General features: G+C 60.3%; 29 protein-coding genes and 4 pseudogenes. 22 read left to right on the forward strand and 11 right to left on the reverse strand.

From position 1 onward, the window contains the following. Window positions 1-111: 111 nt before the first annotated feature. Window positions 112-234 (forward strand): annotated as a pseudogene (locus ACX3P0_RS18200) (transaldolase); the annotation flags it as partial. Window positions 235-259: 25 nt separating this feature from the next. Here the strand turns inward: ACX3P0_RS18200 and ACX3P0_RS18205 are convergent. After that, window positions 260-394, reverse strand: coding sequence for a hypothetical protein (locus ACX3P0_RS18205; protein WP_459090953.1), 135 nt, complete (start codon window positions 392-394; stop codon window positions 260-262). Window positions 395-825: 431 nt separating this feature from the next. Between ACX3P0_RS18205 and ACX3P0_RS18210 the strand changes: the two genes are divergently transcribed. From ACX3P0_RS18210 to ACX3P0_RS18240, 7 genes and pseudogenes are all read left to right on the forward strand, one after another. Beyond that, entirely contained in the window at window positions 826-1,509 is a 684-nt protein-coding gene (locus tag ACX3P0_RS18210) for an IS110 family transposase (protein WP_459090653.1), read from the forward strand. After that, window positions 1,491-1,865 carry a transposase gene (locus ACX3P0_RS18215; protein WP_459090655.1) on the forward strand — a complete coding sequence of 125 codons (375 nt, stop codon included), beginning with the start codon at window positions 1,491-1,493 and terminating at the stop codon, window positions 1,863-1,865. Before ACX3P0_RS18210 ends, ACX3P0_RS18215 begins: the two co-directional genes overlap by 19 nt. Continuing rightward, window positions 1,750-2,073, forward strand: a complete 324-nt coding sequence (locus ACX3P0_RS18220) for a transposase (RefSeq protein ID WP_459090657.1) — start codon at window positions 1,750-1,752, stop codon at window positions 2,071-2,073. Before ACX3P0_RS18215 ends, ACX3P0_RS18220 begins: the two co-directional genes overlap by 116 nt. A 296-nt stretch (window positions 2,074-2,369) precedes the next feature. Further along, window positions 2,370-2,642: a hypothetical protein gene (locus tag ACX3P0_RS18225; protein ID WP_459090935.1), complete on the forward strand. Its 273-nt coding sequence runs from the start codon at window positions 2,370-2,372 to the stop codon at window positions 2,640-2,642. A gap of 112 nt (window positions 2,643-2,754) precedes the next feature. Beyond that, on the forward strand, window positions 2,755-3,276 hold the full coding sequence (locus ACX3P0_RS18230) for a YkgB family protein (protein ID WP_459090659.1): 522 nt from the start codon (window positions 2,755-2,757) through the stop codon (window positions 3,274-3,276). Between the two features lie 127 nt (window positions 3,277-3,403). Continuing rightward, window positions 3,404-4,276 (forward strand): NmrA family NAD(P)-binding protein, encoded by an 873-nt coding sequence (locus ACX3P0_RS18235; protein WP_459090661.1) that lies wholly within the window; start codon window positions 3,404-3,406, stop codon window positions 4,274-4,276. Between the two features lie 34 nt (window positions 4,277-4,310). Then, a pseudogene (locus tag ACX3P0_RS18240) lies at window positions 4,311-4,550 on the forward strand (transposase); the annotation flags it as partial. 444 nt (window positions 4,551-4,994) lie between these two features. Here ACX3P0_RS18240 and ACX3P0_RS18245 read toward each other — a convergent pair. Continuing rightward, window positions 4,995-5,543 carry a Rossmann-fold NAD(P)-binding domain-containing protein gene (locus tag ACX3P0_RS18245; protein WP_459090955.1) on the reverse strand — a complete coding sequence of 183 codons (549 nt, stop codon included), beginning with the start codon at window positions 5,541-5,543 and terminating at the stop codon, window positions 4,995-4,997. Between ACX3P0_RS18245 and ACX3P0_RS18250 the strand changes: the two are divergent. Continuing rightward, window positions 5,527-6,036, forward strand: a pseudogene (locus ACX3P0_RS18250) (alkaline phosphatase family protein); the annotation flags it as partial. The gene ACX3P0_RS18245 and the pseudogene ACX3P0_RS18250 overlap by 17 nt on opposite strands. Window positions 6,037-6,224: 188 nt before the next feature. On the opposite strand, the gene ACX3P0_RS18255 reads toward ACX3P0_RS18250, so the two are convergent. Further along, window positions 6,225-6,437: a DUF680 domain-containing protein gene (locus ACX3P0_RS18255; protein ID WP_459090663.1), complete on the reverse strand. Its 213-nt coding sequence runs from the start codon at window positions 6,435-6,437 to the stop codon at window positions 6,225-6,227. A gap of 327 nt (window positions 6,438-6,764) precedes the next feature. Between ACX3P0_RS18255 and ACX3P0_RS18260 the strand changes: the two are divergent. After that, window positions 6,765-7,019 (forward strand): annotated as a pseudogene (locus ACX3P0_RS18260) (DDE-type integrase/transposase/recombinase); the annotation flags it as partial. 130 nt (window positions 7,020-7,149) lie between these two features. Here ACX3P0_RS18260 and ACX3P0_RS18265 read toward each other — a convergent pair. Continuing rightward, window positions 7,150-8,055, reverse strand: coding sequence for a LysR family transcriptional regulator (locus ACX3P0_RS18265; RefSeq protein WP_459090665.1), 906 nt, complete (start codon window positions 8,053-8,055; stop codon window positions 7,150-7,152). A gap of 119 nt (window positions 8,056-8,174) precedes the next feature. On the opposite strand from ACX3P0_RS18265, the gene ACX3P0_RS18270 reads away from it, so the two are divergent. The 4 genes from ACX3P0_RS18270 (at window position 8,175) to ACX3P0_RS18285 (ending at window position 10,813) form a co-directional block, all read left to right on the forward strand. Continuing rightward, on the forward strand, window positions 8,175-8,723 hold the full coding sequence (locus ACX3P0_RS18270) for a carboxymuconolactone decarboxylase family protein (RefSeq protein WP_459090667.1): 549 nt from the start codon (window positions 8,175-8,177) through the stop codon (window positions 8,721-8,723). A gap of 62 nt (window positions 8,724-8,785) precedes the next feature. Further along, entirely contained in the window at window positions 8,786-9,415 is a 630-nt protein-coding gene (locus ACX3P0_RS18275) for a pyridoxamine 5'-phosphate oxidase family protein (protein ID WP_459090669.1), read from the forward strand. Next, entirely contained in the window at window positions 9,415-9,885 is a 471-nt protein-coding gene (locus ACX3P0_RS18280; protein ID WP_459090671.1) for a nuclear transport factor 2 family protein, read from the forward strand. The genes ACX3P0_RS18275 and ACX3P0_RS18280 overlap by 1 nt, the downstream gene beginning before the upstream one ends. A gap of 73 nt (window positions 9,886-9,958) precedes the next feature. Further along, on the forward strand, window positions 9,959-10,813 hold the full coding sequence (locus ACX3P0_RS18285; RefSeq protein WP_459081178.1) for an alpha/beta fold hydrolase: 855 nt from the start codon (window positions 9,959-9,961) through the stop codon (window positions 10,811-10,813). Window positions 10,814-11,146: 333 nt separating this feature from the next. On the opposite strand, the gene ACX3P0_RS18290 is transcribed toward ACX3P0_RS18285, so the two are convergent. Continuing rightward, a complete protein-coding gene (locus ACX3P0_RS18290) occupies window positions 11,147-12,082 on the reverse strand; it encodes a LysR family transcriptional regulator (protein WP_459090673.1) in 936 nt (311 codons plus the stop codon). A 149-nt stretch (window positions 12,083-12,231) separates the two neighbouring features. Between ACX3P0_RS18290 and ACX3P0_RS18295 the strand changes: the two genes are divergently transcribed. Both ACX3P0_RS18295 and ACX3P0_RS18300 read left to right on the forward strand, forming a co-directional pair. Further along, entirely contained in the window at window positions 12,232-13,050 is an 819-nt protein-coding gene (locus ACX3P0_RS18295; RefSeq protein ID WP_459090675.1) for an NAD(P)H-dependent oxidoreductase, read from the forward strand. Window positions 13,051-13,435: 385 nt separating this feature from the next. Beyond that, on the forward strand, window positions 13,436-13,930 hold the full coding sequence (locus ACX3P0_RS18300) for a MarR family winged helix-turn-helix transcriptional regulator (protein WP_459090677.1): 495 nt from the start codon (window positions 13,436-13,438) through the stop codon (window positions 13,928-13,930). 277 nt (window positions 13,931-14,207) lie between these two features. On the opposite strand, the gene msrA (ACX3P0_RS18305) is transcribed toward ACX3P0_RS18300, so the two are convergent. Both msrA (ACX3P0_RS18305) and ACX3P0_RS18310 read right to left on the reverse strand, forming a co-directional pair. Then, window positions 14,208-14,741, reverse strand: a complete 534-nt coding sequence (gene msrA, locus ACX3P0_RS18305) for a peptide-methionine (S)-S-oxide reductase MsrA (protein ID WP_459090937.1) — start codon at window positions 14,739-14,741, stop codon at window positions 14,208-14,210. A gap of 32 nt (window positions 14,742-14,773) precedes the next feature. Beyond that, window positions 14,774-15,634 (reverse strand): alpha/beta hydrolase, encoded by an 861-nt coding sequence (locus ACX3P0_RS18310; RefSeq protein ID WP_459090679.1) that lies wholly within the window; start codon window positions 15,632-15,634, stop codon window positions 14,774-14,776. Between the two features lie 228 nt (window positions 15,635-15,862). On the opposite strand from ACX3P0_RS18310, the gene ACX3P0_RS18315 reads away from it, so the two are divergent. From ACX3P0_RS18315 to ACX3P0_RS18330, 4 genes are all read left to right on the forward strand, one after another. Then, window positions 15,863-16,738 (forward strand): LysR family transcriptional regulator, encoded by an 876-nt coding sequence (locus ACX3P0_RS18315; protein WP_459090681.1) that lies wholly within the window; start codon window positions 15,863-15,865, stop codon window positions 16,736-16,738. Window positions 16,739-16,883: 145 nt separating this feature from the next. Continuing rightward, window positions 16,884-17,327, forward strand: a complete 444-nt coding sequence (msrB, locus tag ACX3P0_RS18320) for a peptide-methionine (R)-S-oxide reductase MsrB (protein ID WP_459081182.1) — start codon at window positions 16,884-16,886, stop codon at window positions 17,325-17,327. Between the two features lies 1 nt (window position 17,328). Next, window positions 17,329-17,850: a peptide-methionine (S)-S-oxide reductase MsrA gene (msrA, locus tag ACX3P0_RS18325; RefSeq protein ID WP_459090683.1), complete on the forward strand. Its 522-nt coding sequence runs from the start codon at window positions 17,329-17,331 to the stop codon at window positions 17,848-17,850. Window positions 17,851-17,864: 14 nt separating this feature from the next. Beyond that, window positions 17,865-18,773, forward strand: coding sequence for an MBL fold metallo-hydrolase (locus tag ACX3P0_RS18330; protein ID WP_459090685.1), 909 nt, complete (start codon window positions 17,865-17,867; stop codon window positions 18,771-18,773). Between the two features lie 280 nt (window positions 18,774-19,053). Here the strand turns inward: ACX3P0_RS18330 and ACX3P0_RS18335 are convergent, their stop codons facing one another. Then, a complete protein-coding gene (locus tag ACX3P0_RS18335) occupies window positions 19,054-19,524 on the reverse strand; it encodes a peroxiredoxin family protein (protein WP_459090687.1) in 471 nt (156 codons plus the stop codon). A gap of 549 nt (window positions 19,525-20,073) precedes the next feature. Between ACX3P0_RS18335 and ACX3P0_RS18340 the strand changes: the two genes are divergently transcribed. Then, window positions 20,074-20,679, forward strand: a complete 606-nt coding sequence (locus ACX3P0_RS18340) for a sulfite oxidase-like oxidoreductase (RefSeq protein ID WP_459081185.1) — start codon at window positions 20,074-20,076, stop codon at window positions 20,677-20,679. Beyond that, window positions 20,672-21,415, forward strand: a complete 744-nt coding sequence (locus ACX3P0_RS18345) for a ferredoxin reductase (protein WP_459081186.1) — start codon at window positions 20,672-20,674, stop codon at window positions 21,413-21,415. Before ACX3P0_RS18340 ends, ACX3P0_RS18345 begins: the two co-directional genes overlap by 8 nt. Here the strand turns inward: ACX3P0_RS18345 and ACX3P0_RS18350 are convergent. The 3 genes from ACX3P0_RS18350 to ACX3P0_RS18360 form a co-directional block, all read right to left on the reverse strand. Next, window positions 21,412-21,801: a hypothetical protein gene (locus ACX3P0_RS18350; protein WP_459090689.1), complete on the reverse strand. Its 390-nt coding sequence runs from the start codon at window positions 21,799-21,801 to the stop codon at window positions 21,412-21,414. The genes ACX3P0_RS18345 and ACX3P0_RS18350 overlap by 4 nt on opposite strands. 261 nt (window positions 21,802-22,062) lie before the next feature. After that, window positions 22,063-23,619, reverse strand: coding sequence for an indolepyruvate oxidoreductase subunit beta family protein (locus tag ACX3P0_RS18355; RefSeq protein WP_459090691.1), 1,557 nt, complete (start codon window positions 23,617-23,619; stop codon window positions 22,063-22,065). Further along, window positions 23,612-25,765, reverse strand: a complete 2,154-nt coding sequence (locus ACX3P0_RS18360; RefSeq protein ID WP_459090693.1) for a thiamine pyrophosphate-dependent enzyme — start codon at window positions 25,763-25,765, stop codon at window positions 23,612-23,614. Before ACX3P0_RS18360 ends, ACX3P0_RS18355 begins: the two co-directional genes overlap by 8 nt. Window positions 25,766-25,805 lie beyond the last annotated feature (40 nt).

Genomic DNA, 25,805 nt, shown 5'->3' on the forward strand with positions numbered 1-25,805 from the left:
TGACGATCTCTTCCGCACTGTGTCTCTTTCTGGCCATTTCTTAAGTCCTCCATCGGCTCAAAAGCCATACATAAGGGAGGACCACTTTTCAGGGGGCAGACCAAAATGGCCTTGGCTTCAAAACTAGATCAACTCCGCGCAATGACCACGATTGTCGCGGACACCGGCGATCGCGCGGCGGTCGCGCGTCTCAAGCCGACGGACTGCATCATGAATCCAACGATTGTGCTGAAGCCTCGGCTTCCTCGGCGTCGAGGTTTCAGATCGTCGAACCGGGGAAGAAACCGATGCGGCGGCCCGCGGGCATTTCGAATGCACTAAGAAAGTTCCCTTCGACCGGTCGCATCCACAAGGTGTGAAAGCGGCGTACCAGCGTTGCAGTCAGATTGTCCATCGACGCGTTCTTCCTCAAATGGCGGGACGGGAGTGCCGCGGGCCGCGGCGCCGCGGCGGAAAAATAGGTCCGCAAATCGCGCCGCGAATCCACAATCCGTCGCCGTTCGTCCAGACACGCCGATCTCCCTGTACCTTCTCAGGCAGTTCTTGGGATGCACGCCGTGGGTCGCGCGAAGTGGAGCGTAGCGAGACGGAGCGTGACCCACGGGCGACGGCCCGAATTGGCGTAGCTTTCCCGCACCGAGCCGATTCGTCGGGAGCAACCAATTCTCCCCTGTGGCCTGACCACCGAGGTGGGACGAGTGCCCCATCGGATTGGCGCGATCGATGCCCCGTGGGGAGTCCGCGCCGGAGACCTTTTTCGTCCGAGCGCCAGTACAGGGATCGGCGAAGATCGCGATGGCTCGGACGGATGAAAGGAGAAGAGGCATGACGGACCAAGGACAATGGTACGCCGGAGTCGACTGGGCGTCCGAGAGCCATCACGTGTTTCTCACCGATGGCAACGGCCGAAAGATCGGCGAGAAGGTCTTCAAGCACGGCGGAGAAGGGTTGGCCGCAATGGCGGCCTGGCTGACCGCGGCGAGCGGCGCGGTCGGGGAGCAGCAGATCCAGGTTGCAATCGAGGTTCCGCACGGGCCCGTGGTCGAAACGCTGATCGAGCGCGGCTTCAAGGTCAATGCCATCAACCCGACGCAAATGGATCGCTTCCGCGACCGCTTCACGCTTTCCGGCGCCAAGGACGATAGTCGTGACGCCGAAGTGATGGCCTCGGCCCTGCGCACCGATCCGCGTTGCTTCCGGCCGCTTGCCTTCGGCAATCCTGTCGTCATCGAACTGCGCGAGTGGTCGCGCATCGCTGAAGACCTGGGCGCTGAACGCAATCGCCTCACCAATCGCATGTGCGAGCAACTCTGGCGCTACTTTCCAGCGATCCTCGAACTCGAAGCCGACCTTGGCGCAGAGTGGCTGCCGATCTGTGGGAGACCGCGCCGACGCCGGCCAAGGCCGCCCATATGCGTGAGACGACGGTCGCCAAACTGCTCAAGCGCCATCGTATCCGCCGCTTCGACGCAGGCCACCTGCTCACCGTCTTGCGCCAGCCGTCCGTAAGGGTCGCCGCCGGCACAACCGAGGCCGCAAACGCCCATATCGTCACGCTGATTAGGCGCATTCGCCTGGTGAACCGGCAACTGAAGGAAGCGCATCAGCGCCTCGATATCCTGACAGCCCGCCTCATGGAGACCGAGGACAACACACCGGGGCAGCAAAAGCAGCATGACGTGGAGATCCTCGCATCCTTGCCGGGAGTGGGAAGGATCGTCCTCGCCACGCTGCTCGCAGAGGCCTTCGATGCCCTGCGGCGGCGAGATTACGCCGCCCGCCTTGCGCAGTTTGACAGGTGTCGCCCCCGTCACCAAGCGGTCGGGCAAGAGCTTGATCGTCATAAGAGGACAAGCCTGGCATGACCGGCTCGCCAACGCCATGTACCATTGGGCTCGCGTCGCGGTTCAGCACGACCCCAACAGCCGAGCCAAATATGCCGCCCTGCGAAGCCGAGGTCACAGCCACGGCCGCGCCCTGCGATCGGTCGCCGATCGCCTCCTCAACGTCGCCTGCGCCATGCTGAGAAACGGAATTACCTTCAATCCATCCTGGCCCCAAAAATCATCTTGATAAACGGTGGGGAGTCCCGCCTGCCGCAGCTGTATCCGAAACAATTCGGCACTGGACCTTTTTGAAATGCTCCCCGATGACGGAGTGCATTTGGCTTTTTTGGACGACGATACCTCACGCTATCGAAAGCATGTCCAAAGGGAATTTCTAATTTCGTCCGCCACGTCCGATCCTGACATTGAGCGGGCCGTTCGAGCATACGCGGCCTCCTCGACGTTGAAGCCATTGCGCATGCGCCTTTGCCGCAACCAAGAAAGTGGACTGCAACCTCAATGACCAATGACTAGAGCGACAAAATTCTCCATCCGAACCGTCGGGACTTTCTCGGCGTTGCCGCCGCGGGAGCCGCTTCGCTGGCGCCAGGCGTCCTGGTAGGTACCACCGCGACCACCGCGGCTCTCGCGGAAGCATCCGAACCTGCCACCTCCCAAGCCGAGGATGCTTTCGCGAGTACTCTTTCCACTAGATTGCCGTCGCCAACACTCGGCTATCTATCGTTCGGCCCAGACGAAGCCGGTTTCGTTGAGACGATGGTCAATGTGATGTGCCCTGCCGACGCGTTGAGGTGAACCCCGACTATACCCGCCGGCCCGAACCCGAAGACATGCTGTCGGCGCTCCGCCGCGCTGCCAGCAAAGCTGCTCTCCGACACAGAGGAACAACTCAAACAGGACGTTGCAAATGACCATTCATGTAAATCAGATTCGCCTGCAAATCGCTGAAAAAAGCGTTGGATCACTCGTTCTTCTGGCGCTGCTCAGATGGGCTCTGGTCGTTATATTTCTCTGGTTCGGTGGAATGAAATTCACTGCGTATGAAGCAAACGGCATTGCTCCGTTCATCGCTCACAGCCCCTTCATGAGCTGGCTGCACGTTCTGTTTGGCATCAGGGGCGCAAGTTACATCATTGGGGTGCTTGAGCTATCGACTGCCGCCGCTCTCATCGCTGGCGCGATCAGGCCGATCTTCTCCGCCCTGGGGGCGGCGATGTCCACGATAACCTATCTCATTACGCTCACGTTCTTCCTGAGCACGCCCGGCGTAGGAGAGCCGATGGCGGGGGGATTTCCGGCGATCTCGGCTGTGCCTGGCCAGTTTCTTCTCAAGGATCTCGTCCTGCTTGCTGCATCGTTGTGCCTCCTCGGCGCATCCGTTCAAGGTCCGTGGCTCAAGGCCGAAAAGTCGCAAGACGGAGATTTGTAGCGTCTCGATGGCTGTTGTCGCATGTCGCCGCAACTACGCGCGCGATCCCCGTATCCGGGCCATTCTGCCGCTCATCCGTTGAACCAACCGGGGCAGTGCTCTGTCCCTAAACATCAGGAGAAAACATATGATTTTAGTAATGGGAATCACGGGAAAAGTGGGCGGCGCAACGGCAAGGCATTTACTGGCGCACGGCAAGAAGGTACGCGCGCTGGTCCGCGACCGCGCGAAGGCGGCGAGCTGGACGGACCAAGGGGTCGAACTGGTCGACGGCGACTGGAACGATGCGAGCGCCATCGAGCGGGCGCTCGAGGGCGTCGACGGCGCGTTCGTCATGTTGCCGGCTGTCTGGGCGCCCTCGCCCGATTACAAAGAAGTAAAGGGCGTGATCGCACACTATGTCGAGGCGCTCGCCAGGGCAGCGCCGCCGCGCGTGGTTGCGCTTTCGTCGATGGGCGCAAACAGAACCAGCGGGCACGGGGTGATCACGGCCCTGTCGCTTCTGGAGCAAGGTTTTCGTGACCTGACATCCCCAATCGCATTTGTGCGCGCCGGTGGATTCTTCGAAAACTTCCTCTACGGCTTGCATGTCGCCCAGGGCGGAGTGCTGCCGGTCTACAATAATCCGACAAGCCGGAAAGCGACCATGGTCGCGACCAACGACATCGGCGCGGAGGTCGCAACCCTTTTGACCGGGCCCGCCTGGCCAGGGCATCGCGTCGTCGAGCTTGGTTCCATGGTCAGCGCGGATCAAGTCGCCGAGCAATTGGGTGAAGTCCTGAAGGTCGACGTGAATGCCTTTGCAGTCCCGCGTGCAGGGTGGTCGGAAGCGTTCGAGCAGTTCGGCATCCCGAAGGGCCACACCGGACCTGCCGAAGAAATGTACGAGGCCGTGAATTCAGGATGGATGGACCTCGGAGCCGAGGGTACGGAGCATGTAGCGGGTACGACGTCCGCACGCGCTGTATTCGAGGCGGCCCAGAACGCTGACAAGGCGTAAGTCCGGGACAGGTCAGGTATGAGACGGAGGCTATGATAGCCAGGCGCTGCGGGAATGGCTGGTCGAGCGTGGCACCGAGCCCGTCATTCCGCCCCGCAAGAACCGCAAGATCCAATACGATTATGACCGCGCGATCTACAAACAGCGCAACGTCGTCGAACGCATGTTCTGCCGCTTCAAAGACTGGCGGCGCATCGCAACTCGATTCGACCGGAACATAAAAAACTTCATTGCCGCCATCAGCCTCGCCGCTGCCGTCATATGGTGGCTTTAGTGAGTCCGCACCCGAAAACAGATTCGCTTGTGGGGTGCTTATCCCGGCGAAGTCCTATGAGCGGCAATCACTCCTTCAGAAGTCGGACAGGGAAGTCGGTTGCAGCCCCGGTCGGGATGCGTTTCAGGGCTGGCGGTACTGTTATCGCCCGACGGATTCTCGTCGCCAATTTGGCATCGATATTAGTGGCAGCGTCACAACTGAGCGGCGCTTTCGGAGACAAACCTTGTCGCCTAAACTCTATGCAGATGCCGCTGCTGACACTCGCAGTTGAATAACTGCGAGAATTTCTGTTGCCGGATCCATTTTTGGGCAGAGCAATGGCTTCGGGTGCCGAGCGTCATCTGGCCAGGACTGATCTCAACAAGGCGAGCTAGGACATCATACGTATCCCATGTATCTGAGCTTTGCGCCGCACCCGACTGGCCGCTGCGTCGCCATTCGTCAGTGGGCTGCTGCCATATGGTAATCCATGTGCTGGAGATCGGAGAGAAGGCTTGGACCGGTCGGCTTCCAACCCAACTTCTTGCGCGTCCATTCGCTCGACGCTGGCAGATCAAGAGTAGCAAAATGCGCAAACGGCCCATAATACTCGGAAGCCTGCTCGGGCGACAAAGACCGCATACGAATATCCAGGCCTAGTCCGACTGCTTCGGCGACATCGCGAGTCAGGACGCCCTCCTCGGCGACCGCGCGGTAGCGCGCTCCAGGCTCATGCTTCTCAAGCGCCAGGCGGAACAATCGGGCGACGTCACTGACATGGGCCGCGGACCAGCGCTCGTTGCCTTCACCCACATAAGCCGCAAAGCTGCGGGCGCGAGCGATCTCGATCATCGGGGTGAGCAGCCCTTGCTTTTCGGTATCATGCACCTGAAGCAGGCGCACAACCGCAACGCTGACGCCCTTTGCTGCCACCGCTTCCCCGGTCAGTTCAGACAGGCGTCGCGGATTCGAATTGTCGCGATCGAACGGTTGTGATGGGGTGGACGACATGGAATATGACGAGCCGGGCGGGCCGATCACCCATGGCCGTTTTCACACCATGACGGGCTATAACGCCCGCAACCAGATGACGCTGGGCGACGTCGACCTGTTCGCCACGCTGACGATGCTGACCAAGCGATTTTCCATCGACTACGGCATCCTGCATACCTGTACGCTGGATTCCATGGGCCATCGTTACGGCCACGATTGCTCCGAGATGGACCACGCCTGATATGCCATGGACGGCATGCTCGCCGCCTTCCTGCCGCGCCGGCGCGAAGCCGGTTACGAAGTGACCGTCACTGCCGACCATGGCCAGACCGATCGCGGCCATCATGGCGGTCACGACAACGAGATGCAGGATTTCGCGCTTTATTATTTCGGGCAGGGCAAGGAACCGAAGCCGGACGTGCTGCTCGACCAGTTGCAACTGGCGCCGACAATCCTCAAGCGCCTTGGCGTGCCGGTGCCGGCAACGATGAAGGCAAAGCCTTTTCTATAGGCCAAGCCGCTTCTATAGGCGGGCCCATTTTATAGGGCAGACCGCTTCTGCACAACGCGATGGACGGTCGATAAAAATAGAGAGCAGCGGGACAGCCCCGCCGCTCTGTTGAGGAAGTCTTTCGACACCCGGTCAATTTTCAGGGCATCGAAAGGGAAAGGAAACGAAATGCCGTTTCCAGTCCGGTATTAGTTGTTGCCCCAGTGCGTGCGGCTATCGGCCGTATCGGCGACCGGCTGACCGACGTAGACGCTCGGGTTAACCGAGGACTTCACCGAAGACGTGTAGGTGCTGTCAACGGTCGAGGACTGGGCCGACGGTGTCTTGAAATGGTCGTTCGCTGCGAAAGCGCTGCCGGCGGCAACGAGGAGAGCGGCGGTGGTGAGAGCAATGATCTTCATTTTAAAAACTCCAGATTTTCATTCCTGTCCGTCAAACGGCGTGTCTTGGGAGGAAAGCGCGTCGTTCGGACAACCCCGATGTGGGTGAGCCACACCGCACTTTCCAATCACGAAGTTTTTTCGCGTGGACCAAGAGTCCGGTGGTTGAAATTGAGCCATCGAGTCCCGTCGCCACAATTTTCTCACGCCTTTTCAATCGATTGAAGGATTGCTGTATCAATCGGGGGCAAATGGTTTCCGATCCGGTGTTCATCCGGTCGAAGCGCAGCACCTTTCTCCTACCATCCATCATCGTCAGAAAGTGAGGCTCAAGCCGGATACCCCATCTTGCAGGATCGCTCTCGGCGCCGGCTGAAGCCGATCGAAATCCGCAAGAGTAAATACCTGAACAACCGGATCGAACAGGATCATCGGCGCATCAAGCGCCGCATCCGGCCAATGCTTGGATTCAAATCACAGGCATCAGCCGCGATCATCCTGTCCGGCATCGAGATGGTCCATATGATGCGCAAGCGACAGGCCAGATACGCCTTTAATCCGAATCCGTCCCTGGCCGAGCAATTCGCAATTCTTGCCGCATAATTGGCCTCGGACTGGCCCTCTTTGCGCTTCCAATCAGCCGTTGCAACAAAACCCTCTAGACCACTCCGGTTAGCGATGACAGCGCCAGATCGTGATCCTCCGAAGGGCGGCCCTTGCCCGGCAATCCGTCCTAAAACTCCGGAAATATTAAGCGTAATCGGGGCGTGGCGAAATCCAGGAAGCGGCGCATCTTGAGCGCCATCTGGCCTCGTGCGGCATGCACCAGGCTCACCGGCGTTGGCTCCGGCTCGTATTCCTCGAGGACGATCCGCAACGTCCCAGCCTTGACCGCCTCCGCCACCTGATAATGCAGCAGGCGCGTCACGCCGACATGGCGGACCGCGGCGGCCACTGCCGCCCCCATCGTTGTCACGGACAGCCGCGAGACGATGGGAATGTCAATCGACGCTCCCGTTTTCGGGTTCCTGAGCTGCCACGACGGTGAGGGCATCGGCCCATCGAATGTCACGCCGGGCAGCTTCGCCAGGTCACTCGGGGTCTGCGGCATGCCGTGTCCGGCGAGAAAATGCGGGCTCGCGCAGACGACGGTGCGCATCGATCCGATCCCGGTCGCGATCATCGCACTGTCGGGAAGTCTTCCTATGCGGACCGCCATATCGACGTGATCCTCGACAAGGTGGACGTGGCGATCCAGCAGCAACAAGCGGATATTGATCTGGGGAAACAGCGCAAGGAAGTCGCTCACGACCGGCAGGACGTGCAGTTGACCGAACTGAACCGGCGCGGTGATGACAAGGTCGCCTTTTGGAACCGTAAATTCTCCCGCGGCTTCGCGTTCGGCCTCTTCGACCTGATCGATAATCCGGCGTGCTGCCCTGAGGTAGGTGATACCGGCGTCGGTCAGATCGATCTTGCGCGTGGTGCGGATCAGTAGCTTTGCGCCGACCGCCGCCTCCAGATCGGAAATCTTTCGGCTGACGGTCGTGACGGGCACACCGAGCGACCGACCTGCTGCGGAAAAGCTCCCCCGATCCACAACTTCTATCAGCAGCGACATTGCTTCCAGTCGGTCCATCTATCTTCCCGGATAATGGTGAGGTTATAACCGATGTTAGCTGATTATGCAGCCGAATGAAATGGAGCATACCTCCTCCTGTCGAACCGGATGAGTTCGCGAACCAAAGGAGAAAGTCTATGTCCCGCATTGCGATCCCGACCCGCGACAATTCACCGGAAGCCTCGAAGCCAACGCTGGATGCCGTCCACAAGCAGCTGGGCGTCGTTCCAAATCTGTTCCGCCTCATCGGCGTCAGCCCTGTGGCGCTCACCGCCTTCACCAGCTTCCAGGGCGCCCTGTCCAAAACCCTCGACGTCAAGACCCGCGAGCGAATCGCCCTGGCTGTCGCGCAAGTAAACGGTTGCGGCTACTGCCTCTCGGCTCACACTTATATTGGTCTCAACCTAGTGAAGATCAGCCCGGAAGAAATCGCGATGAACCGCAAGGGGGCATCTAGCGATCCCAAGGCTAATGCAGCCGTGCAATTCGCCTTCAAGGTCGCGCAGCAGCGTGGCCATGTGAGCGATGCCGACATCGCTGCCGTTCGCGACGCCGGCTTTACCGACGCGCAGCTCGTCGAGATCGTTGCGCTAGTCGCCGAGAACAGCTTCACCAACTTCCTGAACGAGGTTGCCAAGACCGAAATCGACTTCCCCGTCGTCGAGGTCAACGCCGCAGCCACTTGACGGCCTTGGCGGGCCGCGTGACCTCCGCTCGGCCCGCCCACTTCTCGAACTGGAAACCTGTCATGTCCTATAGCTTCCTAGATATTGCTGTGACACCGAGCGTCCGCGCTGCCCAGGCAGAGATGGGTGCCGATCACGTTTGGCAGGATTTCAAAGGGGATCGCGAGTTCGATCGGTTGACTGACGGCGAGGCCGCCTTCATCGCGGCCCGCGACAGCTTCTACATGGCTACGGTATCCGAGACCGGCTGGCCATACATGCAACATCGCGGTGGCCCGCCTGGCTTTCTCAGGCTGGTCGATGATCGCACGCTGGCCTTCGCTGATTATCGTGGCAATCGTCAATATATCAGCGTCGGCAATGTCGCCTCGAATGATCGTGCCTGCCTGTTCCTGATGGATTACACCCATCGTGCCCGCTTGAAGATCTACGCGCATGTCGAGGTCATTGCGCTCGACGCCGATCCCATTCTGAGCAAGCTCGTTGCCATTCCCGATTATCGGGCGAAGTCAGAACGCATCTTTCGGCTGCGACTCGAAGCCTTCGACTGGAACTGTCCGCAGCACATCACTCCGCGCTTTACGGAAGCCGAGGTGGCGGAAGCGGTGCGACCGCTCCAGCAGCGCCTCGCGCAACTCGAAGCCGAGAACGCCGCCCTGCAAGCGCGGCTCGCCTCCCAAGGAGAACGATAATGGACATTCAGCGCCCGCCGCTGCCGCCCTTCACGATTGAACCCGCGCTCGAAAAAGTCCGGCTTGCCGAAGACGGCTGGAACAGCCGCGATCCCGCTAGGGTCGCAGGCTCCTATACCATCGACAGCCTCTGGCGGAACCGCTCCGAATTCCTCCAGGGCCGGGAGGCCATCGCCGCCTTTCTCGAACGCAAATGGCAGCGCGAATTGGACTACAGGCTCATCAAGGAGCTCTGGGCCTTCCAGGACAATCGCATCGCGGTGCGGTTTGCATATGAATGGCACGACGACAGCGGAAACTGGTTTCGCTCCTACGGCAACGAAAACTGGGAGTTCAGCGACGAGGGTCTGATGCGTCGCCGTCTGGCGTGCATCAACCATACGCCGATCCGTGATGCCGATCGTCGTTTCCACTGGCCGCTCGGCCGACGTCCTGACGATCACCGCGGTCTGAGCGACCTCGGTTTCTAGTCCGGTCGCGCTTTCATATTCCTCACGATTATCAACCCGGACGCCAGGCGTTCGGCAACCATGGAGCACGCATATGACCCATCCCGCCTATAGAACAATCGACGTCGACGGCTATGAAGTCTTCTACCGCGAGGCAGGAGATCGTTCGAAGCCGACCTTGCTGCTGCTGCACGGCTTTCCCACGTCCAGCCACATGTTCCGCGATCTGATCCCGCTGCTGGCGGACCGCTTCCATCTGGTCGCGCCCGACCTGCCGGGGTTTGGGCTCTCGGCATTGCCGGCGCGGAGCAGCTTCACCTACACCTTCGAAAACCTCGCCAAGATCATCGGGCGTTTCACGCAGGTGCTCGGCCTCGATCGGTTCTCGGTCTACGTCTTTGATTACGGTGCGCCAGTCGGCCTACGTCTTGCGATGGCCCATCCCGAGCGCGTGACGGCGATCATCTCGCAAAACGGCAACGCCTATAAGGAGGGGCTGAGCGACGGCTGGAATCCGATCGAACGCTACTGGCGCGATCCGAGCGACGCCAACAGGCAGGCGCTGAGCGAAATGCTGACACCCAAATCCATCCGTTGGCAATATGAGCATGGCGTGGCCGATCCGGCGACCATTTCGCCGGATGGAATCGCGCTCGATATCTGGTATATGGAGCGGCCGGACGCAGACGAGGTGCAGCTCGATCTGATGCTCGACTACGCAAGCAACGTGGCGCTTTACCCGGCCTTCCAAGCGTATTTTCGCGAGCACCAACCAAAGCTGCTCGCGATCTGGGGCAAGAACGACCCCTTCTTCCTGCCGCCCGGCGCCGAAGCGTTCAAGCGGGACCTGCCGGACGCAAAGGTCCGCTTTGTCGATACGGGGCATTTCGCACTCGAAACGCATGCCAGTGAAATCGCCGATGCGATCGTTGAATTCTTGAACAACTGATAGCTGCCTCCGCGATGAACATCGGCGCGTTCAACCTCAGCAACGCGCTCGGCGGAGCCGTGCTGAGCGCTGGCGGCTACCCTGGCATCGCGGTCGCGGGAGCTGCGATGGCGGCGGCGGGGCTGGGCATGCTCCTTCTCGCTACTCGCCTGCCGCACTCATGGCAGGCACGCAAGCAGCCCCGCCTGCGTGACGGCGCGGTAAGAGGCGATCTGATTTGCCGGTCAGCACGCTTCGGCACCACGAACGCTGCCATGCGGCCGAGCAAAAGCATGGAGGCGCTCACCGTCTCGCCCAACCTCGCGGACGTTGGTGAACAAGACGGAAGGGTGGCTACCCTTGTGCCAACGCAACGAGCCTGTCACGCAGCCAGCTTTGTGCTTGATGGCTGGTCGTGCGTTCGTGCCAGATACTGGCGATGACAAATCCGGGTATGTGGAGCGGCGGTTCCAGCACCTGCACCCGGTCTGACCAACCGTCTGCGATTCGGCGTGGGATTAGCGCGATCATATCGGATCGTGACACGATCTCCGGCACGATCAAGAAGCCTGATGTGGACAAGGCGACGGTACGACGGCGGCCGATCGCCTCAAGAGCCGCATCGGTAGGACCGGCAAAGCCGCCGCCCTGAGGTGAAACGACGACGTGGTCCAACGCGCAGAACAAGTCCAGATCAAGGACACCGCGTACGGCCGGATGCCCCTGTCGCGCGACGACCACATACTCCTCCTCGTAGAGTTGGCGCTGGCGCATCGCAGCCGGCGCCTGTTCGGGCGTTCCCAAGGCCAGGTCCACCTCGCCACGCTCCAACTGTGTCGTGAGTACCATCATGTCTAACGCCCGCCAGGCGATGCGGATCATCGGCGCCTCGGCCCGCAAGGCGACCGAGTAGCGTGCCAGCAGCGCATACTGCACGTAGTCGCTCGCCGCGATCACCACGGTCGCACGCAGGGTCTTCGGATTGATCGTCGCTCCTTGCTCGATGACGCGGCGAACACCCTCCAGTGCCTCGTGCAGTGGCTGCATTAGCTCGAGTGCCCGCTGGGTCAGAACCATTCCGCGTTGACCCGGGATCAGGAGCGGATCGCCGAGTGCATCGCGAAGTCTTGCCAGCCGTGCCGACAAGGCCGGCTGACTGAGGTTCAGCCGGCGCGCGGCGTGTGTAACGTTGCGCTCCGCAAGCAGTGCCTCAAGCGTCACGAGAAGTCCGAGATCGAGGTTCCTGGTATCCATCGTGTCGATAACGACACATAAAACGTTTGATTTCAACACCCGAAGTTGCCGCACTACATTGCCTGAAAGCGGGCTAAGTCCTGCGGCGCTTCAATCGACGGCACGAAGACCAGTTCGCCTATGAAAGCTATTCAGGCTCATCCGCAGCAGGGTCTCGACGGCCGTTTCGGCAAGATTGTCGTCGAATGCTGACAACCCCCCAACTATCAGAAAAGATCATCATGAAAGTTCTTATTGTTTACGCGCACCCTGAGCCCACTTCGCTGACACGGCAGTTGGTCGACGTGACCGCTGAGACGTTGTCGGCAGCGGGACACACCGTGGTCCATTCGGACCTTTACGGCATGAAGTGGAAGGCGGTCTACGATGCCGATGACTTTCCAGTCCGTGACAATCCCGAACGGCTGTCGTTCATCATGGAATCGGGCCATGCTTACGCAAGCGGGCATCAGACGCACGACGTGATCGCTGAGCAGCAGAAGCTGCTCGCGGCCGATGCTGTGATCCTGCAATTCCCGCTATGGTGGTTCGGCGTGCCCGCCATTTTAAAGGGCTGGATAGAGCGGGTCTATGCTTTCGGCTTTGCCTACGGCTATCAGAATGGCTCCAACCAGTTCCGCTTTGGGGAGGGCATACTCAAGGGCAAGCGAGCACTGGTCAACGTGCAGGCAGGCGGCCCAGCGGCCGACTATGGCCCGCGGGGTATCAACGGGCCGCTTGATCAACTGCTGTTTCCGCTAACCCATGGCGCACTGTTCTACCCCGGCATGGACGTGCTCCCGACGCACGCGGTCTATGGCGCGGGTCATGTATCTACGGCGGAGGAAGTGGAGGCGATCAAGGCAGCATGGCGTGTGCGTCTCGCCGGGCTATTCACCGACAAGCCGATCGCCTTCCGATCGCAAAACGGTGGCGACTTCCCCGATCGCCACAGCATGGCCCAACACGTTGCTCCGGGCCAAACAGGCCTCGCCGCGCACTTCGCCGATCCGGGCGACGCATAAGGACATGGAAATGAATCTATCATTTATCGGGCTCGGGCGGATGGGTTCGGGCAGGGCTGCCGACCAATCTCGATTGCGCTCGACTTAAAGTCGCCAAGGATGGGAGCCTGACCCTTGTGGGGCGTAGTTTGCTCTCAGATAGCTGCGCCCCCTGTCGGCCAAACGGCCCGGCAGGGTGCGTGCAGATTATCTGAGCTCGATATTCTACCACGCACTCGCGATAGTCCTGCGGTGCTGCTCGAGCGGCACTGTAAACTTAACGGTGCCCGCATAAGTAATGATCCATGGAGGAGAAGGGAACGGCTTGCTGTCTATGCTCCGCGCACATATAGATGTGGCAATGGATGGACCTCGAGATCGAAATATTTTCGGGGCGCTCGCACTCATGATCAGCGACGACATAGTTCGCGCTAGTTCATCGCGGGCGCCGGAAGCTGGACCCGCCGCCTCAGCGCTGGCGTTGCTCGCGCACAAGCCCGGGCTCTCGATCCGCATGCTTGCGGTCGGGGTGGGCCTTTCACATGCAGGGACCGTTCGCCTGGTGGATCGATTGGCGATTGAGGGATTGATCGAGCGTAGGGAGCATTCTACAGACGGGCGCACGCGTTCCCTCTATCTTACTCCAGCCGGGAAGGTCGCGAGCGGCGAGGTCCTGGCCTCGCGCGATCAAGTGATTGCCGAAGGGCTATCGATCCTGAATCCAGACGAACTGAAAATCTTATGCGACATCGCTGAACGCGTTCTGCGCAATCGCTTGGAAAACCTCGAGCATTCATACCGCATCTGCCGCCTGTGCTGCTACGAGGGCTGCGCGAACTGCCCCATCGATGCCGAATTGCATGAGCGAGGTGTAGACCGCGAGAAGAACTACGACGCGTAGGAGGTTCGCAATTGCGGCAGCTCAATGCTGAGCGATAAGATAAGCCGCCAGAAAGCCCACAACCGTGATCAGGCCGATGAACGGCGGCGCCTTCTCGAAAGCTTGGGAGAATCATTGCCTCTGCCAGCAGCGCTCCAACCAGAAGTCCGCTGCCCGACAACAGACCCCAAAGGCCAGCGATCATGAACTCAGGCATCATGGCAATAGTCCGGCCCGTAGCGGCGCTTCGCGCTTGCGACCCTATTCCTCGTGAACCAAGAGGGCATCTCCGACTTGCTCACCGAACTGATCGTTCCAAACGCCAGGTCGGGCGCGCGAAGTGGCAGCTATAGCCCCCAGGATAGCGCACTAGGTATTTTTGGTGCTCTGGCTCCGCCTCCCAAAAGGGTTCTTCCGGATTGATTTCCGACACGACCGGGCCAGGCCAGCAACCTGATGCTTCGATCTCGGCGATGGTCGCCAAGGCGACCTCCATCTGCACCTCGGTGGTATAGAAAATCGCCGATCGATAGCTCGGACCGACATCGCTGCCCTGTTGCTCGTAGGTCGTGGGGTCGTGGACCTGGAAGAAGAGCTCCAGGAGAGAGCGATAGCTGAGAACGGATGGGTCGAAGGTCACTTCCACCGCTTCCACATGGCCGTAATGTCTCGCATAGGTCGGATCAAGCATTTCACCGCCTATGTAACCGACACGCGTCGATACGACTCCCTTCGCTCGGCGCAGCAAATCCTCCATGCCCCAGAAACAGCCGCCTGCGAGAATTGCTCGCTCTGTTGCGGACGCCTCATTACCGGTAGCTGATTGGCTCACAGTCCGTTCGCCTTTCTCAGTGTGCGCCAAGGTCAAGCCAGCCTCGTGGTATCCGCAGCCTGACTGGTGCTCGAGAGCTCGGTCTGCACGTCAGAACCCCGGATAAGACTTAAATCAACGGGACATCGATCAGCAATCTCGAGAATCCGAGCGCGCTGATCATCACTCAGCGGGCCATCTAGGACGATGGTGCGGGTGAATCGATCGGACGGCATCATGACCGCCACCTTCTCGTGCTGCACGGTCGTGCTCGCCCGTTCGAGCGGAAAGCCCTTGCCGACCACCTGATCTAGCGGAGAATGCATGACCAGCACCGGACGTCGCAAGGTGGCAATGGCCTTCTCGACGTCGATCCCTTCAATTGCCTGTAGGAGGCTGCGGCGAATGAGGAAGGGTCTGCCGGCGATCTCCACCGAGGCCTCGCCCTCGCTTGCGATAGTGTCGAGATCATCCGGTCGGAAGAGGCGCAAGATATGCTGGAGGTCGGCAGGCGCGCCGATCGTCGCCACTGCGGCAATGTCTGGCAGGTCTGCCGCGGCTACGATTGCAGCCATACCACCCAGACTGTGCCCCACGAGGAGGGAAGGGCTCATACCCGCCGCAGTCATAGCCTGTGCGGCTGCCCGAAGGTCTTCGACGTCCGACGCGAAGCTCACAGGTTCCCCCGGCCCACCGCTGATCCCGGTTCCGGCGAAATCGAACCTCAAGACCCCGATGCCCGCACGCGACAGCGCGCGCGAGATGTGAACGGCGGCGCGACTGTCCTTCCCGCAGGTGAAGCAGTGGGCGAAAATCGCCCAACCCCGCGGCGTCCCCTCTGGCGGCTCGAGGTGCCCGGAAAGCTGAGAGCCAGCCCCACTAGCAAACGTGAATGTTGTTTCTGCCATGTCCATCGAACCTCCAGCACGCGGCTTGGCGGTTGCGCTCTCAGAACCTTCGACGGAGCTGAGCGGAGCGCACCGCCAACCAGTAGTCGTCACCTCAGGAGATCATTTATATGCTTGGCGCATATAGACAAGCCCCTAGCCCATGATTATATGCGCCGAGCATACTTCTGCGAACTGCTTTCCGAAGGCGGTCTCACGGAAGAGGCATCAGTCAGGCGCATGGGCCAAAGGACTATGGAACTCAATCAAGTCAGCTATTTCATCAACTTGGCCGAGACGCTGAATTTCACAGCAGCAGCTCGCTTGAGCGGTGTGTCACAGCCAAGTCTAACCCGCGCGATCCGCCGCTTGGAAGATGAGTTTGGCGGGCCACTGATCTATCGCGACGGGAAGAACAGCCGCCTGACTGGCCTTGGCCAGGACGTCGAGGCAGAATTTCAGCGCATGGTGGTCGCGATGAAGAGCGTGCGCAATCACTCTGAGAACTGGGCGATGGGGGGGCACCGCGTGCTGGATGTCGCCGTCGCGCCCACCGTCGGACCAAAGGAATTTACGGCGTTTTTCGAGAGCGCGTTAGCGGAGATGCCATCCATCGAAATCAAGCTGCACTCGCTCCAGTCGAACGAGGACACATCGGAGGTGCTTTCAGGAAAATACCACGCGTGCATCCTGCCGCGTGAAACAAGACCGGAACGCAAGCTGGATGTGCGTCCTCTATTTCGGGAGCGCTTCGTGCTCGGCTGTTCTGCAAACCATCCCTTGGCTGCCAGTGAGATCGTGCGCGGCCAAGACCTGCTCCAGTTTCCTTTCGTCGATCGCCTGAAATGCGAGTTTCGCGATCAGATCCTCGATCACTTCGAGCGACGGGACTTGCTCATGCAACCCCGCTTTCGATCAGATCGCGAGGACTGGGTGCAACGGGTCGTCGCTGACGGCCACGCCATATGCATTCTTCCGGAACGATCGGCCACGGTGCACGGCCTCGTCACTCGGCCGATCGACGGATTTGTCTTGGAGCGCGAAGTCGTGATCGCGACCGTATCCGGCTCCGCGGCAACGGTCGAGATACGGAAGATCGCGCAGCTGGCAGCCCGGTACGAGTGGAACTGAATCACGACATGAAGAGCTTCGGCGCTATGGAAACTATACGCACAGCGTATTGGATAAATCTAAGGCGCACTGCGATAGTCAGCGCAATGACTGACAAAATAAACGGCAGTGTGTCTGGCCCTCTAGATGATTATTGGAGACTATTATGAAGTTTGAAAAGTCACAGACCGCAGTTGACCGCCTGACCCCCGAGCAACGCCGGATTACCCAGGAGTCGGGCACCGAAAGGCCCTTCGCGGGAGAGTACAACGACAACAAGGAGCCTGGCATCTACGTCGACATAGTGTCGGGAGAGCCGCTGTTCGCTTCGACGGACAAGTTCGATTCGGGTACTGGCTGGCCCAGCTTTACCAAGCCGATCGTTCCGGCAAACGTGAACGAGGTGCGGGACAGCGCACACGGCATGATCCGGACGGAGGTCAGGTCGATACACGCCGACAGCCATCTCGGCCACGTGTTCCCGGATGGTCCTTCCGACCGCGGCGGTCTGCGCTACTGCATCAACTCAGCGTCCCTTCGCTTCATCCCACGCGACGAAATGGAGACCGAGGGATACGGCGAATATCTCGATCAGGTAGAGGAGGCTTAACATGCATCAGCGCGCTGTTCTCGCAGGCGGATGTTTCTGGGGCATGCAGGACCTAATTCGCAAGCAGCCCGGCATCGTCTCGACTCGTGTTGGCTACACCGGCGGCGATGTTCCGAACGCCACTTATCGCAATCACGGCACGCATACCGAGGGGATCGAGATCATCTTCGACCCGGCGGTGACGAGCTACCGGAACATCCTGGAATACTTTTTCCAGATCCACGATCCGACGACGAAGAACCGCCAGGGCAATGATCGTGGGCTCTCCTACCGGTCGGGCATCTATTACGTCGACGAGGAGCAGAAGCGAGTCGCCGAGGATACGATCGCCGATGTGGATGCCTCCGGGCTGTGGGATGGCAAAGTTGTCACTGAGGTCGAGCCGGTCGGCGATTTCTGGGAGGCCGAACCGGAGCACCAGGATTATCTGGAGAAGCGGCCTGGCGGCTATACCTGTCACTTCCCCCGTCCCGGCTCCTGTCCGCGCGTCGCCGCCGACAGGAGCCGCCATGCAATACCATAAAGGAACATAGAACCATGATCAGACATCTTATGACCGGCCTCCTGCTCTTGGCGAGCAGTCCGGCGCTGGCGCAAGTCGTTGAAGGTTCGCGCGGCTACCAGTTTCCCGAGAACAACAATGCGCTGATCGCGGCGCAGACGCGCGGCGGCGACCCGGCCGAGGCGGGTTCGGTCAAGATCGAGTTTTATGCGCACATGGCCTTCAAGATCACGTCGCCGAGCGGCATCACGGTCTTGCTAGACCCTTGGCGAAACGACCCGAGCGGCGCTTGGGGCCATTGGTTCCCGCACGAGTTCCCCGAGGTTCCCGTCGACCTGGTCATATCCACGCACGCACATTTTGATCACGATGCGGTCCACCGACCGCACGCTCTCATGGTGCTCGAACGTCCGATTGGGGCGTTTGCATTGGGCGATGTGAAAATAACCGGGCTTGCCGACAAGCATCAGTGCCATTCGGAAGGCGACGTAAAATGGGACGAACTCGCGGGCGAGCTCGGTGCGAGTTTCTGCCCGCCGGACAACCCGCTTGCCTTCGACAACACGCTTCAGCTTATCGAGACTGGCGGCTTACGTATTGTCGATTGGGGTGACAACCGGCCTGTGCCGTCGGCCGCGTTGGACCGCCACTTGATGAACGCCGACGTCATGATCCTGCCGATCGACGACTCGCAGCACATCCTCACCTATGAGGATATTGAGGCGATCAAGGCGCGATATCGTCCCAAGGCGATTATTCCCGGCCACTATCTCGTCAAGGGCGCCGAAAGCGTGCTTTCGACACTCCAGTCTGCCGATGCCTGGGTCGCGACGCAGCGCGACGTTCGCCGCCCGGCAGAGGGGGAACTGACGATCAGCCCCACCGACCTTAGGGACGCAACCGATCGGACCTACTATTTTGGCAACGGCATCAAATCAAAGTAGAAGGACATCATAGCGCTGATCGCGCCGGGCGAAACGTCCCAGGTGTGCGATCAGATTGCGCGAGACCCGGATTTCGCCTTCCCCCAATGAAGCAGGTCGCTGCCTTTGAGATTGCGAACGAGGCTCCCTGCGTAGAGCGCTTCAGTCTTGACAATCTGAAGCGCTGCTGTGTCCGACGCTTGAGGGGCTGTGAGGATCGGCAGCGTATAGATGCCGCCGGCAAAGCCTATGGCGAGCATCACGAAATGGGTGGCATCAGGATGAGCCAACGCCGCACTGGTTATGATAACTCCAGTTCCTTCACTAGCCGGTCCGCGTCGAGATGGAAGTCCGAGAAAACGATTCGGCCGCCAGCATCGATAACCGTGAACCAAGGCGTTCCTCGGGTGCCGTAATCTTCCATGAATGTGGGAAGCCTCGCGCCGACCGGTGGCTCGTCATGACCGAAAGCGACAGGAAGCTCATACTTGAGCTGGTTCACGCGCAGCTTCTCGAAGGTGTTCTCATGCGCTCCTTCGAAAACGGTCTGGACCACAGCGAACCCCACGCCCTTGGGACGCAAAGCGCCATGCAGCCTTTGCAGCGTCGGAAACCCATGCAAATGGCAGCCCCGACACCAGTGCTGGAAGGCGAACAAGATCTTTGGGCCGGTCCCGAAATCCGACAGCTTGAGCGGCGCAATGCTTTCTCCATCCTCGCCAATCCATTTCTGCACCCGCAGCTCAGGCGCTTGTCGTTCGGCCACGCTCATCTGATCCTCCAATTCCGATGCAGAAGCTCGGTGATCGCACGTCGCGACGGCACGTGAACTCCGACCTTGTTTGCGCCCAGTATCCTGACGTCTTTATCGATCAGATCGACATTCTTCCGAACTATACTCGGGATTCAAAGATTTTTCGCATCACACTATGAAGGTATGCGGGTAGCTATTTCCAATAGCGGAGCGACATAATTTCTATACCTTACCGCCATCAGTCATGGGTCGCGCTTACGTAGCTCGGAGGCATGGCAGCCAAAGAATGGGAGTGACGGGCGGCCCGCGCCTATGTGCTGCAATGCTGATGTGAAGCTATGAAAACTATAGCGACAGGATATTGGGAAATCATATTGGCCTGACGCTATAGTCTATGTTCGATCGTCACGGCTCATACTGAGCGAGATCTTAGCGATCCTGAAGGCGCATCAGGAAATTTAAGTTTCAGTCAATCGGTCCGTTCGGCGGCGATACGTGCAAAGGTCTTGCGCAAGATCCTGAAATGAAGCCGGTCGCGGTCTGTCGTGACAAGCAAGGGAGTTCACCATGGTCACCAGAGGATTCATAGGCCGCGGCTCAGGCGGTGACCAGTCCGATCGGATTCCGCCGGGTCAGCATCTCGTGGAGGACTTCCCCGTTCTGACGGCCGGTCCCACGCCGCGCGTCGAGCCCTCCAACTGGAAATTCACCATCAAGATCGGTCCGAAGCCCGTCAAAGCGTGGAATTGGGCCGAGTTCAACACCCTACCGAAGACCAAGGTGACCAGAGACATTCACTGCGTTACCTCTTGGTCCAAGCTGGATACCGTTTGGGAGGGCGTACTCGTTGAAGACATCCTTGCAGATGCAGGGCTCGATCGGCCCACCGATTTCGTCTTGGCGCACTGCTACGATAATTATTCGACAAACGTCCCGCTTGCGGATCTGCTCTCGGGAAAAGCGATGGTCGCCCTCAACTATGCGGGCAAGCCGCTTCCGCGCGATCATGGAGGCCCGGCGCGCCTTCTGGTTCCGCACCTTTACTTCTGGAAGTCCGCCAAGTGGGTGAATGCGCTGCAGTTCACCACACGTGACGAGGCGGGCTTCTGGGAGCTGCATGGCTATCACATCTACGGCGATCCGTGGCGCGAGCAGCGATACACCAATGACTGAAAACGGCGCGCAAATCGCGTGGCAGTCATGCGTGATCGACGAAATCGTCCAGCAAACCCCGAGTATCAAGAGCTTCTTCCTTCGGTTGAGCAAACCGTTCGCGCACATTGCAGGTCAGCACGTCGATGTCCGACTGACTGCGCCTGATGGCTACAGTGCGATGCGCAGTTACTCGATCGCGTCATCGGCAATCTCGTCCCCGACCGTCGAGCTCGCTATCGAGCGCTTGCCGGATGGCGAAGTTTCGCCGTTCTTTCACGATGTCGCGGCGATCGGCGACGAAATCGAGCTTCGTGGTCCGCTCGGCGGCCATTTCCTATGGCCTGAACCTGCGATAGACGCAGTGCTGTTGATCGGGGCAGGCTCCGGCCTCGTGCCGTTGATGGCAATGATCCGGCAGCGTCGCGCACTGGCCCAGTTGGTGCCGACAGCGCTACTCCTGTCCGCTCGAACCGCTGAAGACGTTCTCTTTTCAGAAGAGCTTCATTCCCTCGAAATTAGCGATCCGGCGTTCGTCTTGGCGCTGGCAATTACGCGCGAGAGACCGATCCGCGCATCGGACTTTGCGCGACGGATCGACGGCGTGATGGTCCGAGAAATTCTAGCGCGGCTTACCCGATGGCCCACGCAAGTATTCGTTTGCGGGTCCAACGGTTTCGTCAACATCGCGACCGATGGCGCGCTGCTGGCCGGTTTAGACCCCTCCATTGTCAAAACCGAGCGCTACGGTGGCTAGCGGCACAAGCTTCTTTCCGTTTTCCGAGCTTCGGCGAAGGCCTTGCCTATGCCGACTTCGTTTCTGCCACGGGCCGACGCGCTGCGCGTCTGTTGGATCAATACTGGTGGAATGAAGTGGAGTATGCCGAGTTCGATGCAGCTTTCGAGAAGCTTGCGGAGGGATACAGCGAAGGCGTTTACGAAGGCCGGCGTTTCGGCTTGATCGTCCGGCGATCCGAGGACGGACGTCGCAACAGCCTGTTTGCCAGGGAGTTGGCCGGAACCGACATTGTCAGCTTCAACCTGTACCGCGTTACTGTTCCCCGTCATCTCCCGCATCAAGAGGATCAACGACGGCAAACTCACATCCCGCACATTCGGCGCCCAGCAGAACGAGATCGCCATTCACATCAAAATCGCCAACCGCAACATGCTGGTCGCAAGGCCAGTGTCCGAGCGCGTCCGCTGATTAGGCTACAAAGTCAAAGATCTATGCGGTAGCCTCGTTGCACCAATGCCGCTTTTCACAGCGACGAAACGCATCGTGGGGCGCAGTTCTGCCTCACAGATTGCTTCAGCATCAGCAGCCGTCGGGGGCGCTCCCCCATCACGATCGTTCGCGCCAGGCAGCCTTCTGATGAGTTGAGCGGCCAAGCAGGTGGCGTGCTAAAGCGAAGCCACCGTTTTCAGCGCGCCATCCAGCATGTCCCCCTTCTCGTCCTTGAGCGCTGCTTCGCGCAGACGCCTTATCCAGTCGGCGGCGTCGTCGCGACCTTCGAGAAGCTCCAGGCTGGACAGCACGCGGTCGAATTTCGACTGCCCGCGAACATGGGTATCGCTGTAGCCCTTGATCAGCCGGCGGCAATCGAGAATTTCGACGCCGAGCGCGTAGTCCGCAGGCACATGGTCCAGCGCCAACCGATACCAGTGCTCCAGATGTGCTGCTTCCACCTTGTGGCGCAGCAGCGACCGCCGCCAACGACGCAGGCCGCCGATGAACCACAGCCCGGCAAAGCCGACGAAGCTGTCTGTCCGGATACGGCGACCATGGTTGATGCGGCGATCCAGCCACCCTGCAAGCTTCGGCCGTGCCTCGATATAGCGCCCCAGCCCCGCCGGCAGCGTGCCGCAGAACTCCTCGATGCGCGGATGGAAATATTCCGTCACCTGAAGGATCGAACCTTCCTTCACGCCGACCTCGCGGCGCACCCGCGTGCCGCGCGTCGAGCGCGTTTTCAAATCGGCGACGCGGATCATGTCGTCGTAGCACAGCGCATTGGCGAGATGCTTTGCCGCCGAGATCGACAGCCTGTAGCCTTGGCCCTCGCTGTCCAGCGCCACGGCCTGGTCGAGCCGGTCGAGATAGTCGCGGCCATAGGCAAGGTCCTGGTAATCGACCACCTTTTGCAGGCCGCGCCGCGCCATATCGCGGACGGGCCCGGGCAGCGCGGCAACCCGGTCAGCAAGCGCTTGCCAACCGCTCAGCAGTTTTTGCGGGCCACTCACCGGCCCCAAAATCGCGGCATGCTCCGCCGTGGAAACCGAAGCTACCGGGCCAGACGCCACAGGTGAGGCACCGCCCCGCACGCGGTCAAAGCCCGCGCCAAAGGCGGCAAGGCTGGCCTTCACGCCGCGCCCGCCGGCACCGATCGCCTGTTCGTAGCTTTTGCGCGGGAACGGCAGCGCGCCCGATCCACCCAGCGCACCGAGCAGGCTGGCCGAGATCATCGAGCCATTATCGACCGCGATCTTTTCCATGTCGAAGGAGATGAAGCGTTTGGACGCGGCTTCCGCCGTCTCGATTACCTTTTGCGACGACGCCCTGCCATCGCCCGGCGCTACCTTTTCCGAAACGGCGGCGATGCGATGAGACGAGGCGATCAGCGTGGTACGCTCGGGCGTGACGAAGCCACGAATGATGGCGCGGCCGGCTTCCATCAGTTCGGCCGCCATCAGAATATCGACGTCGCCCTGCGAAGGCGACAGCGCGAACACCGGCATGCGCCCAGTGTCCCGGCACATTTCGATATAATAGATAGTGGCGCCGGTGCGCTGCGCCACGCCAGCCACGGAGGTGGATTGCGCGACATAGCCGTTGCGCTCGGCAACGTCGGTGATCCAGTCGGCCAGCACGCCGCCGCCCTGCCCGCCCACCGCCATAACGGCAAGCTTGATGACGGCATCGTCTGATGCGGCACGCGTCGGTGAAACAAGGTCAAGCATTGGCGAACACCAAGCGGCGGCTTTCGCGACGGCGCTGCAAGGCGCCGATGGTCTTGCCGCGTATCTTTTCGAGGAAGCGGTCGGAGCCGCTCGGATTATGCACCACATCGGCGCGGTAGAAAGACGGACAGAGCACCGCCGCATCGGCGACCTCGCCGCAATTGCCGCAGCCAACGCAGGTCTGGTCGATATGAGCGACCGGATCGTCGCGCAGCGGATCGTCCAGCGTTTTCACTGACAGCGACGGGCAGCCGGACAGCCTCATGCAGGCGTGATCGCCCGTGCAGATATCTTCATCGATGCCGAATTTCGGCTTGACGACTCGGGTGCCGACCTTGATCGCCTGAGCGACCAGCGGCTTTTCGCGGCGCTGCCGGTTCAGCATGCATTCCGACGAGGCGACGATGACTTTTGGCCCCTTCTCCTCGGTGGTCAGCGCTTCCTTCAGAATGGCCTGCATTTTCGGCACGTCGTAGGTGCGGTCGATGTGGCGTATCCATTTGACACCCATGCCCTCCACCGCCTTGTCGATTGGATGCTTGGTCGATTTCGATCGGTTGTCGGCCCGCGATGACAGAATGTCCTGGCCGCCGGTCGCCGCCGAATAGAAATTATCGACGATGACGATAACGCCGTCATTCTTGTTGAACACGGCGTTGCCGATCGAGGAGGTCAGGCCGTTGTGCCAGAAACCGCCATCACCAACGAAGGAGATCGAACGCCGCTTGGCTTCCGGCGAATTGAACGCCGAGGCGGATGCCGGCCCGAGCCCATAACCCATAGTGGTCGCGCCGAGTTCGAAGGGCGGCATGATCGAGAACAGGTGGCAGCCGATATCGGAGGCGATGTGATGCTGGCCCAGTTCCTGCTCGACCAGCTTGGTGGCGGCGAAAATCGGCCGCTCCGGGCAGCCTATGCAGAAACCCGGCGGGCGGCCCGGCACGACATTGGTCAGGTCGGGAATGACATCGCCGTTGCCGATCTTGTTGGGCGCACGCACTTCCGCCGACAGCATCTGCGGCGCATTTGCCCGCAAGAACGAGCCGATGCCGTCGAGCATCACCTGGCCGGTATATTCACCGGCCATCGGCAGATGTTCCTTGCCGACGATCCTGGTGCCACGTTCGGCCTTATGCATCATCGATGAAAAAGACTGCTCGATGTAGTTCGGCTGGCCTTCCTCGACCACGAGTACGGAATCCTTGCCTTCACAGAAAGACAGAAACTCGTCGTCCACCAACGGATAGACGGCGTTGAGCACATAGAGCGGCACGTCGGTTTCGCCGTAATTATCGGCGAGGCCGATGCGCTGCAGCGCGCGGATGACGCCATTATACATGCCGCCCTGGCAGACGATGCCGACCCGGCCGTTCTCCGGCCCGAAAAACTCGTTGATCTTGTTGCGCCGGATGAAATCGACCGCAGCCGGCCAGCGTTTTTCGATCTTTTCCTTCTCGTGCAGGAAGGAAGCCGGCGGCAAAACGATGCGCGCGGTGTCGCGACGCGGTGCGTCGAGCGCGTCGGCGACCGTCATCGACGGGCGCTTGTTGTCCCTGGCGGTGAAGCGCCCATGGAGATGACAGCAGCGGATGCGCACCAGAAGCATGACCGGCGTGTTCGAAATTTCCGACAGCTCGAAACCGTCCTCGACCGCCTTGACGATGGACGGCAGGTTGGGGCGCGGATCGAGCAGCCAGACCTGGCTTTTCATGGCGAAGGCGTGGCTACGTTCCTGCATGATGGAGGAACCTTCGCCATAATCCTCGCCGACGATGATCAGCGCGCCGCCGGTGACGCCGCCGGAGGCCAGATTGGCCAGGGCGTCCGAAGCGACATTGGTGCCGACGGTCGATTTGAAGGTGACGGCTCCGCGGATCGGATAGTGCACGGACGCCGCCAGCATGGCCGTGGCGGTGGCTTCCGAGGCGCTCGCCTCGTAATGCACGCCGAGTTCGCCCAGAATATCCTGTGCGTCAGCAAGCACGTCCATCAGATGGCTGATCGGCGCGCCCTGATAGCCGCCGACATAGCCGACGCCGCATTCGAGCAGCGCCTTGGTGATGGCCAGAATGCCCTCGCCCGCAAATTCTTCCCCGGCACCGAGCCGAAGCTTTTCGACTTCCTTTACGAAAGACCGTTCCGCCATCAAATGGCTCCTTCCAGCTTCCCGCGCTCGCCGGGCAAGC

It is taken from the genome of Mesorhizobium sp. A556 (assembly GCF_054489545.1).

What these genes read in the sequence shown, in the direction of transcription:
- ACX3P0_RS18350 (WP_459090689.1), bottom strand. Translation starts at nt 21,801, where the DNA reads ATGGCGATCTCGTTCTGCTGGGCGCCGAATGTGCGGGATGTGAGTTTG.
- ACX3P0_RS18230 (WP_459090659.1), top strand. Translation starts at nt 2,755, where the DNA reads ATGACCATTCATGTAAATCAGATTCGCCTGCAAATCGCTGAAAAAAGC.
- ACX3P0_RS18235 (WP_459090661.1), top strand. Translation starts at nt 3,404, where the DNA reads ATGATTTTAGTAATGGGAATCACGGGAAAAGTGGGCGGCGCAACGGCA.
- ACX3P0_RS18265 (WP_459090665.1), bottom strand. Translation starts at nt 8,055, where the DNA reads ATGGACCGACTGGAAGCAATGTCGCTGCTGATAGAAGTTGTGGATCGG.
- ACX3P0_RS18270 (WP_459090667.1), top strand. Translation starts at nt 8,175, where the DNA reads ATGTCCCGCATTGCGATCCCGACCCGCGACAATTCACCGGAAGCCTCG.
- ACX3P0_RS18245 (WP_459090955.1), bottom strand. Translation starts at nt 5,543, where the DNA reads ATGTCGTCCACCCCATCACAACCGTTCGATCGCGACAATTCGAATCCG.
- ACX3P0_RS18255 (WP_459090663.1), bottom strand. Translation starts at nt 6,437, where the DNA reads ATGAAGATCATTGCTCTCACCACCGCCGCTCTCCTCGTTGCCGCCGGC.
- ACX3P0_RS18275 (WP_459090669.1), top strand. Translation starts at nt 8,786, where the DNA reads ATGTCCTATAGCTTCCTAGATATTGCTGTGACACCGAGCGTCCGCGCT.
- ACX3P0_RS18355 (WP_459090691.1), bottom strand. Translation starts at nt 23,619, where the DNA reads ATGCTTGACCTTGTTTCACCGACGCGTGCCGCATCAGACGATGCCGTC.
- ACX3P0_RS18300 (WP_459090677.1), top strand. Translation starts at nt 13,436, where the DNA reads ATGATCAGCGACGACATAGTTCGCGCTAGTTCATCGCGGGCGCCGGAA.
- ACX3P0_RS18315 (WP_459090681.1), top strand. Translation starts at nt 15,863, where the DNA reads ATGGAACTCAATCAAGTCAGCTATTTCATCAACTTGGCCGAGACGCTG.
- ACX3P0_RS18345 (WP_459081186.1), top strand. Translation starts at nt 20,672, where the DNA reads ATGACTGAAAACGGCGCGCAAATCGCGTGGCAGTCATGCGTGATCGAC.
- ACX3P0_RS18335 (WP_459090687.1), bottom strand. Translation starts at nt 19,524, where the DNA reads ATGAGCGTGGCCGAACGACAAGCGCCTGAGCTGCGGGTGCAGAAATGG.
- ACX3P0_RS18330 (WP_459090685.1), top strand. Translation starts at nt 17,865, where the DNA reads ATGATCAGACATCTTATGACCGGCCTCCTGCTCTTGGCGAGCAGTCCG.
- ACX3P0_RS18340 (WP_459081185.1), top strand. Translation starts at nt 20,074, where the DNA reads ATGGTCACCAGAGGATTCATAGGCCGCGGCTCAGGCGGTGACCAGTCC.
- ACX3P0_RS18280 (WP_459090671.1), top strand. Translation starts at nt 9,415, where the DNA reads ATGGACATTCAGCGCCCGCCGCTGCCGCCCTTCACGATTGAACCCGCG.
- ACX3P0_RS18295 (WP_459090675.1), top strand. Translation starts at nt 12,232, where the DNA reads ATGCTGACAACCCCCCAACTATCAGAAAAGATCATCATGAAAGTTCTT.
- ACX3P0_RS18210 (WP_459090653.1), top strand. Translation starts at nt 826, where the DNA reads ATGACGGACCAAGGACAATGGTACGCCGGAGTCGACTGGGCGTCCGAG.
- ACX3P0_RS18220 (WP_459090657.1), top strand. Translation starts at nt 1,750, where the DNA reads ATGCCCTGCGGCGGCGAGATTACGCCGCCCGCCTTGCGCAGTTTGACA.
- ACX3P0_RS18310 (WP_459090679.1), bottom strand. Translation starts at nt 15,634, where the DNA reads ATGGACATGGCAGAAACAACATTCACGTTTGCTAGTGGGGCTGGCTCT.
- ACX3P0_RS18360 (WP_459090693.1), bottom strand. Translation starts at nt 25,765, where the DNA reads ATGGCGGAACGGTCTTTCGTAAAGGAAGTCGAAAAGCTTCGGCTCGGT.
- msrB (WP_459081182.1), top strand. Translation starts at nt 16,884, where the DNA reads ATGAAGTTTGAAAAGTCACAGACCGCAGTTGACCGCCTGACCCCCGAG.
- ACX3P0_RS18205 (WP_459090953.1), bottom strand. Translation starts at nt 394, where the DNA reads ATGGACAATCTGACTGCAACGCTGGTACGCCGCTTTCACACCTTGTGG.
- ACX3P0_RS18285 (WP_459081178.1), top strand. Translation starts at nt 9,959, where the DNA reads ATGACCCATCCCGCCTATAGAACAATCGACGTCGACGGCTATGAAGTC.
- msrA (WP_459090683.1), top strand. Translation starts at nt 17,329, where the DNA reads ATGCATCAGCGCGCTGTTCTCGCAGGCGGATGTTTCTGGGGCATGCAG.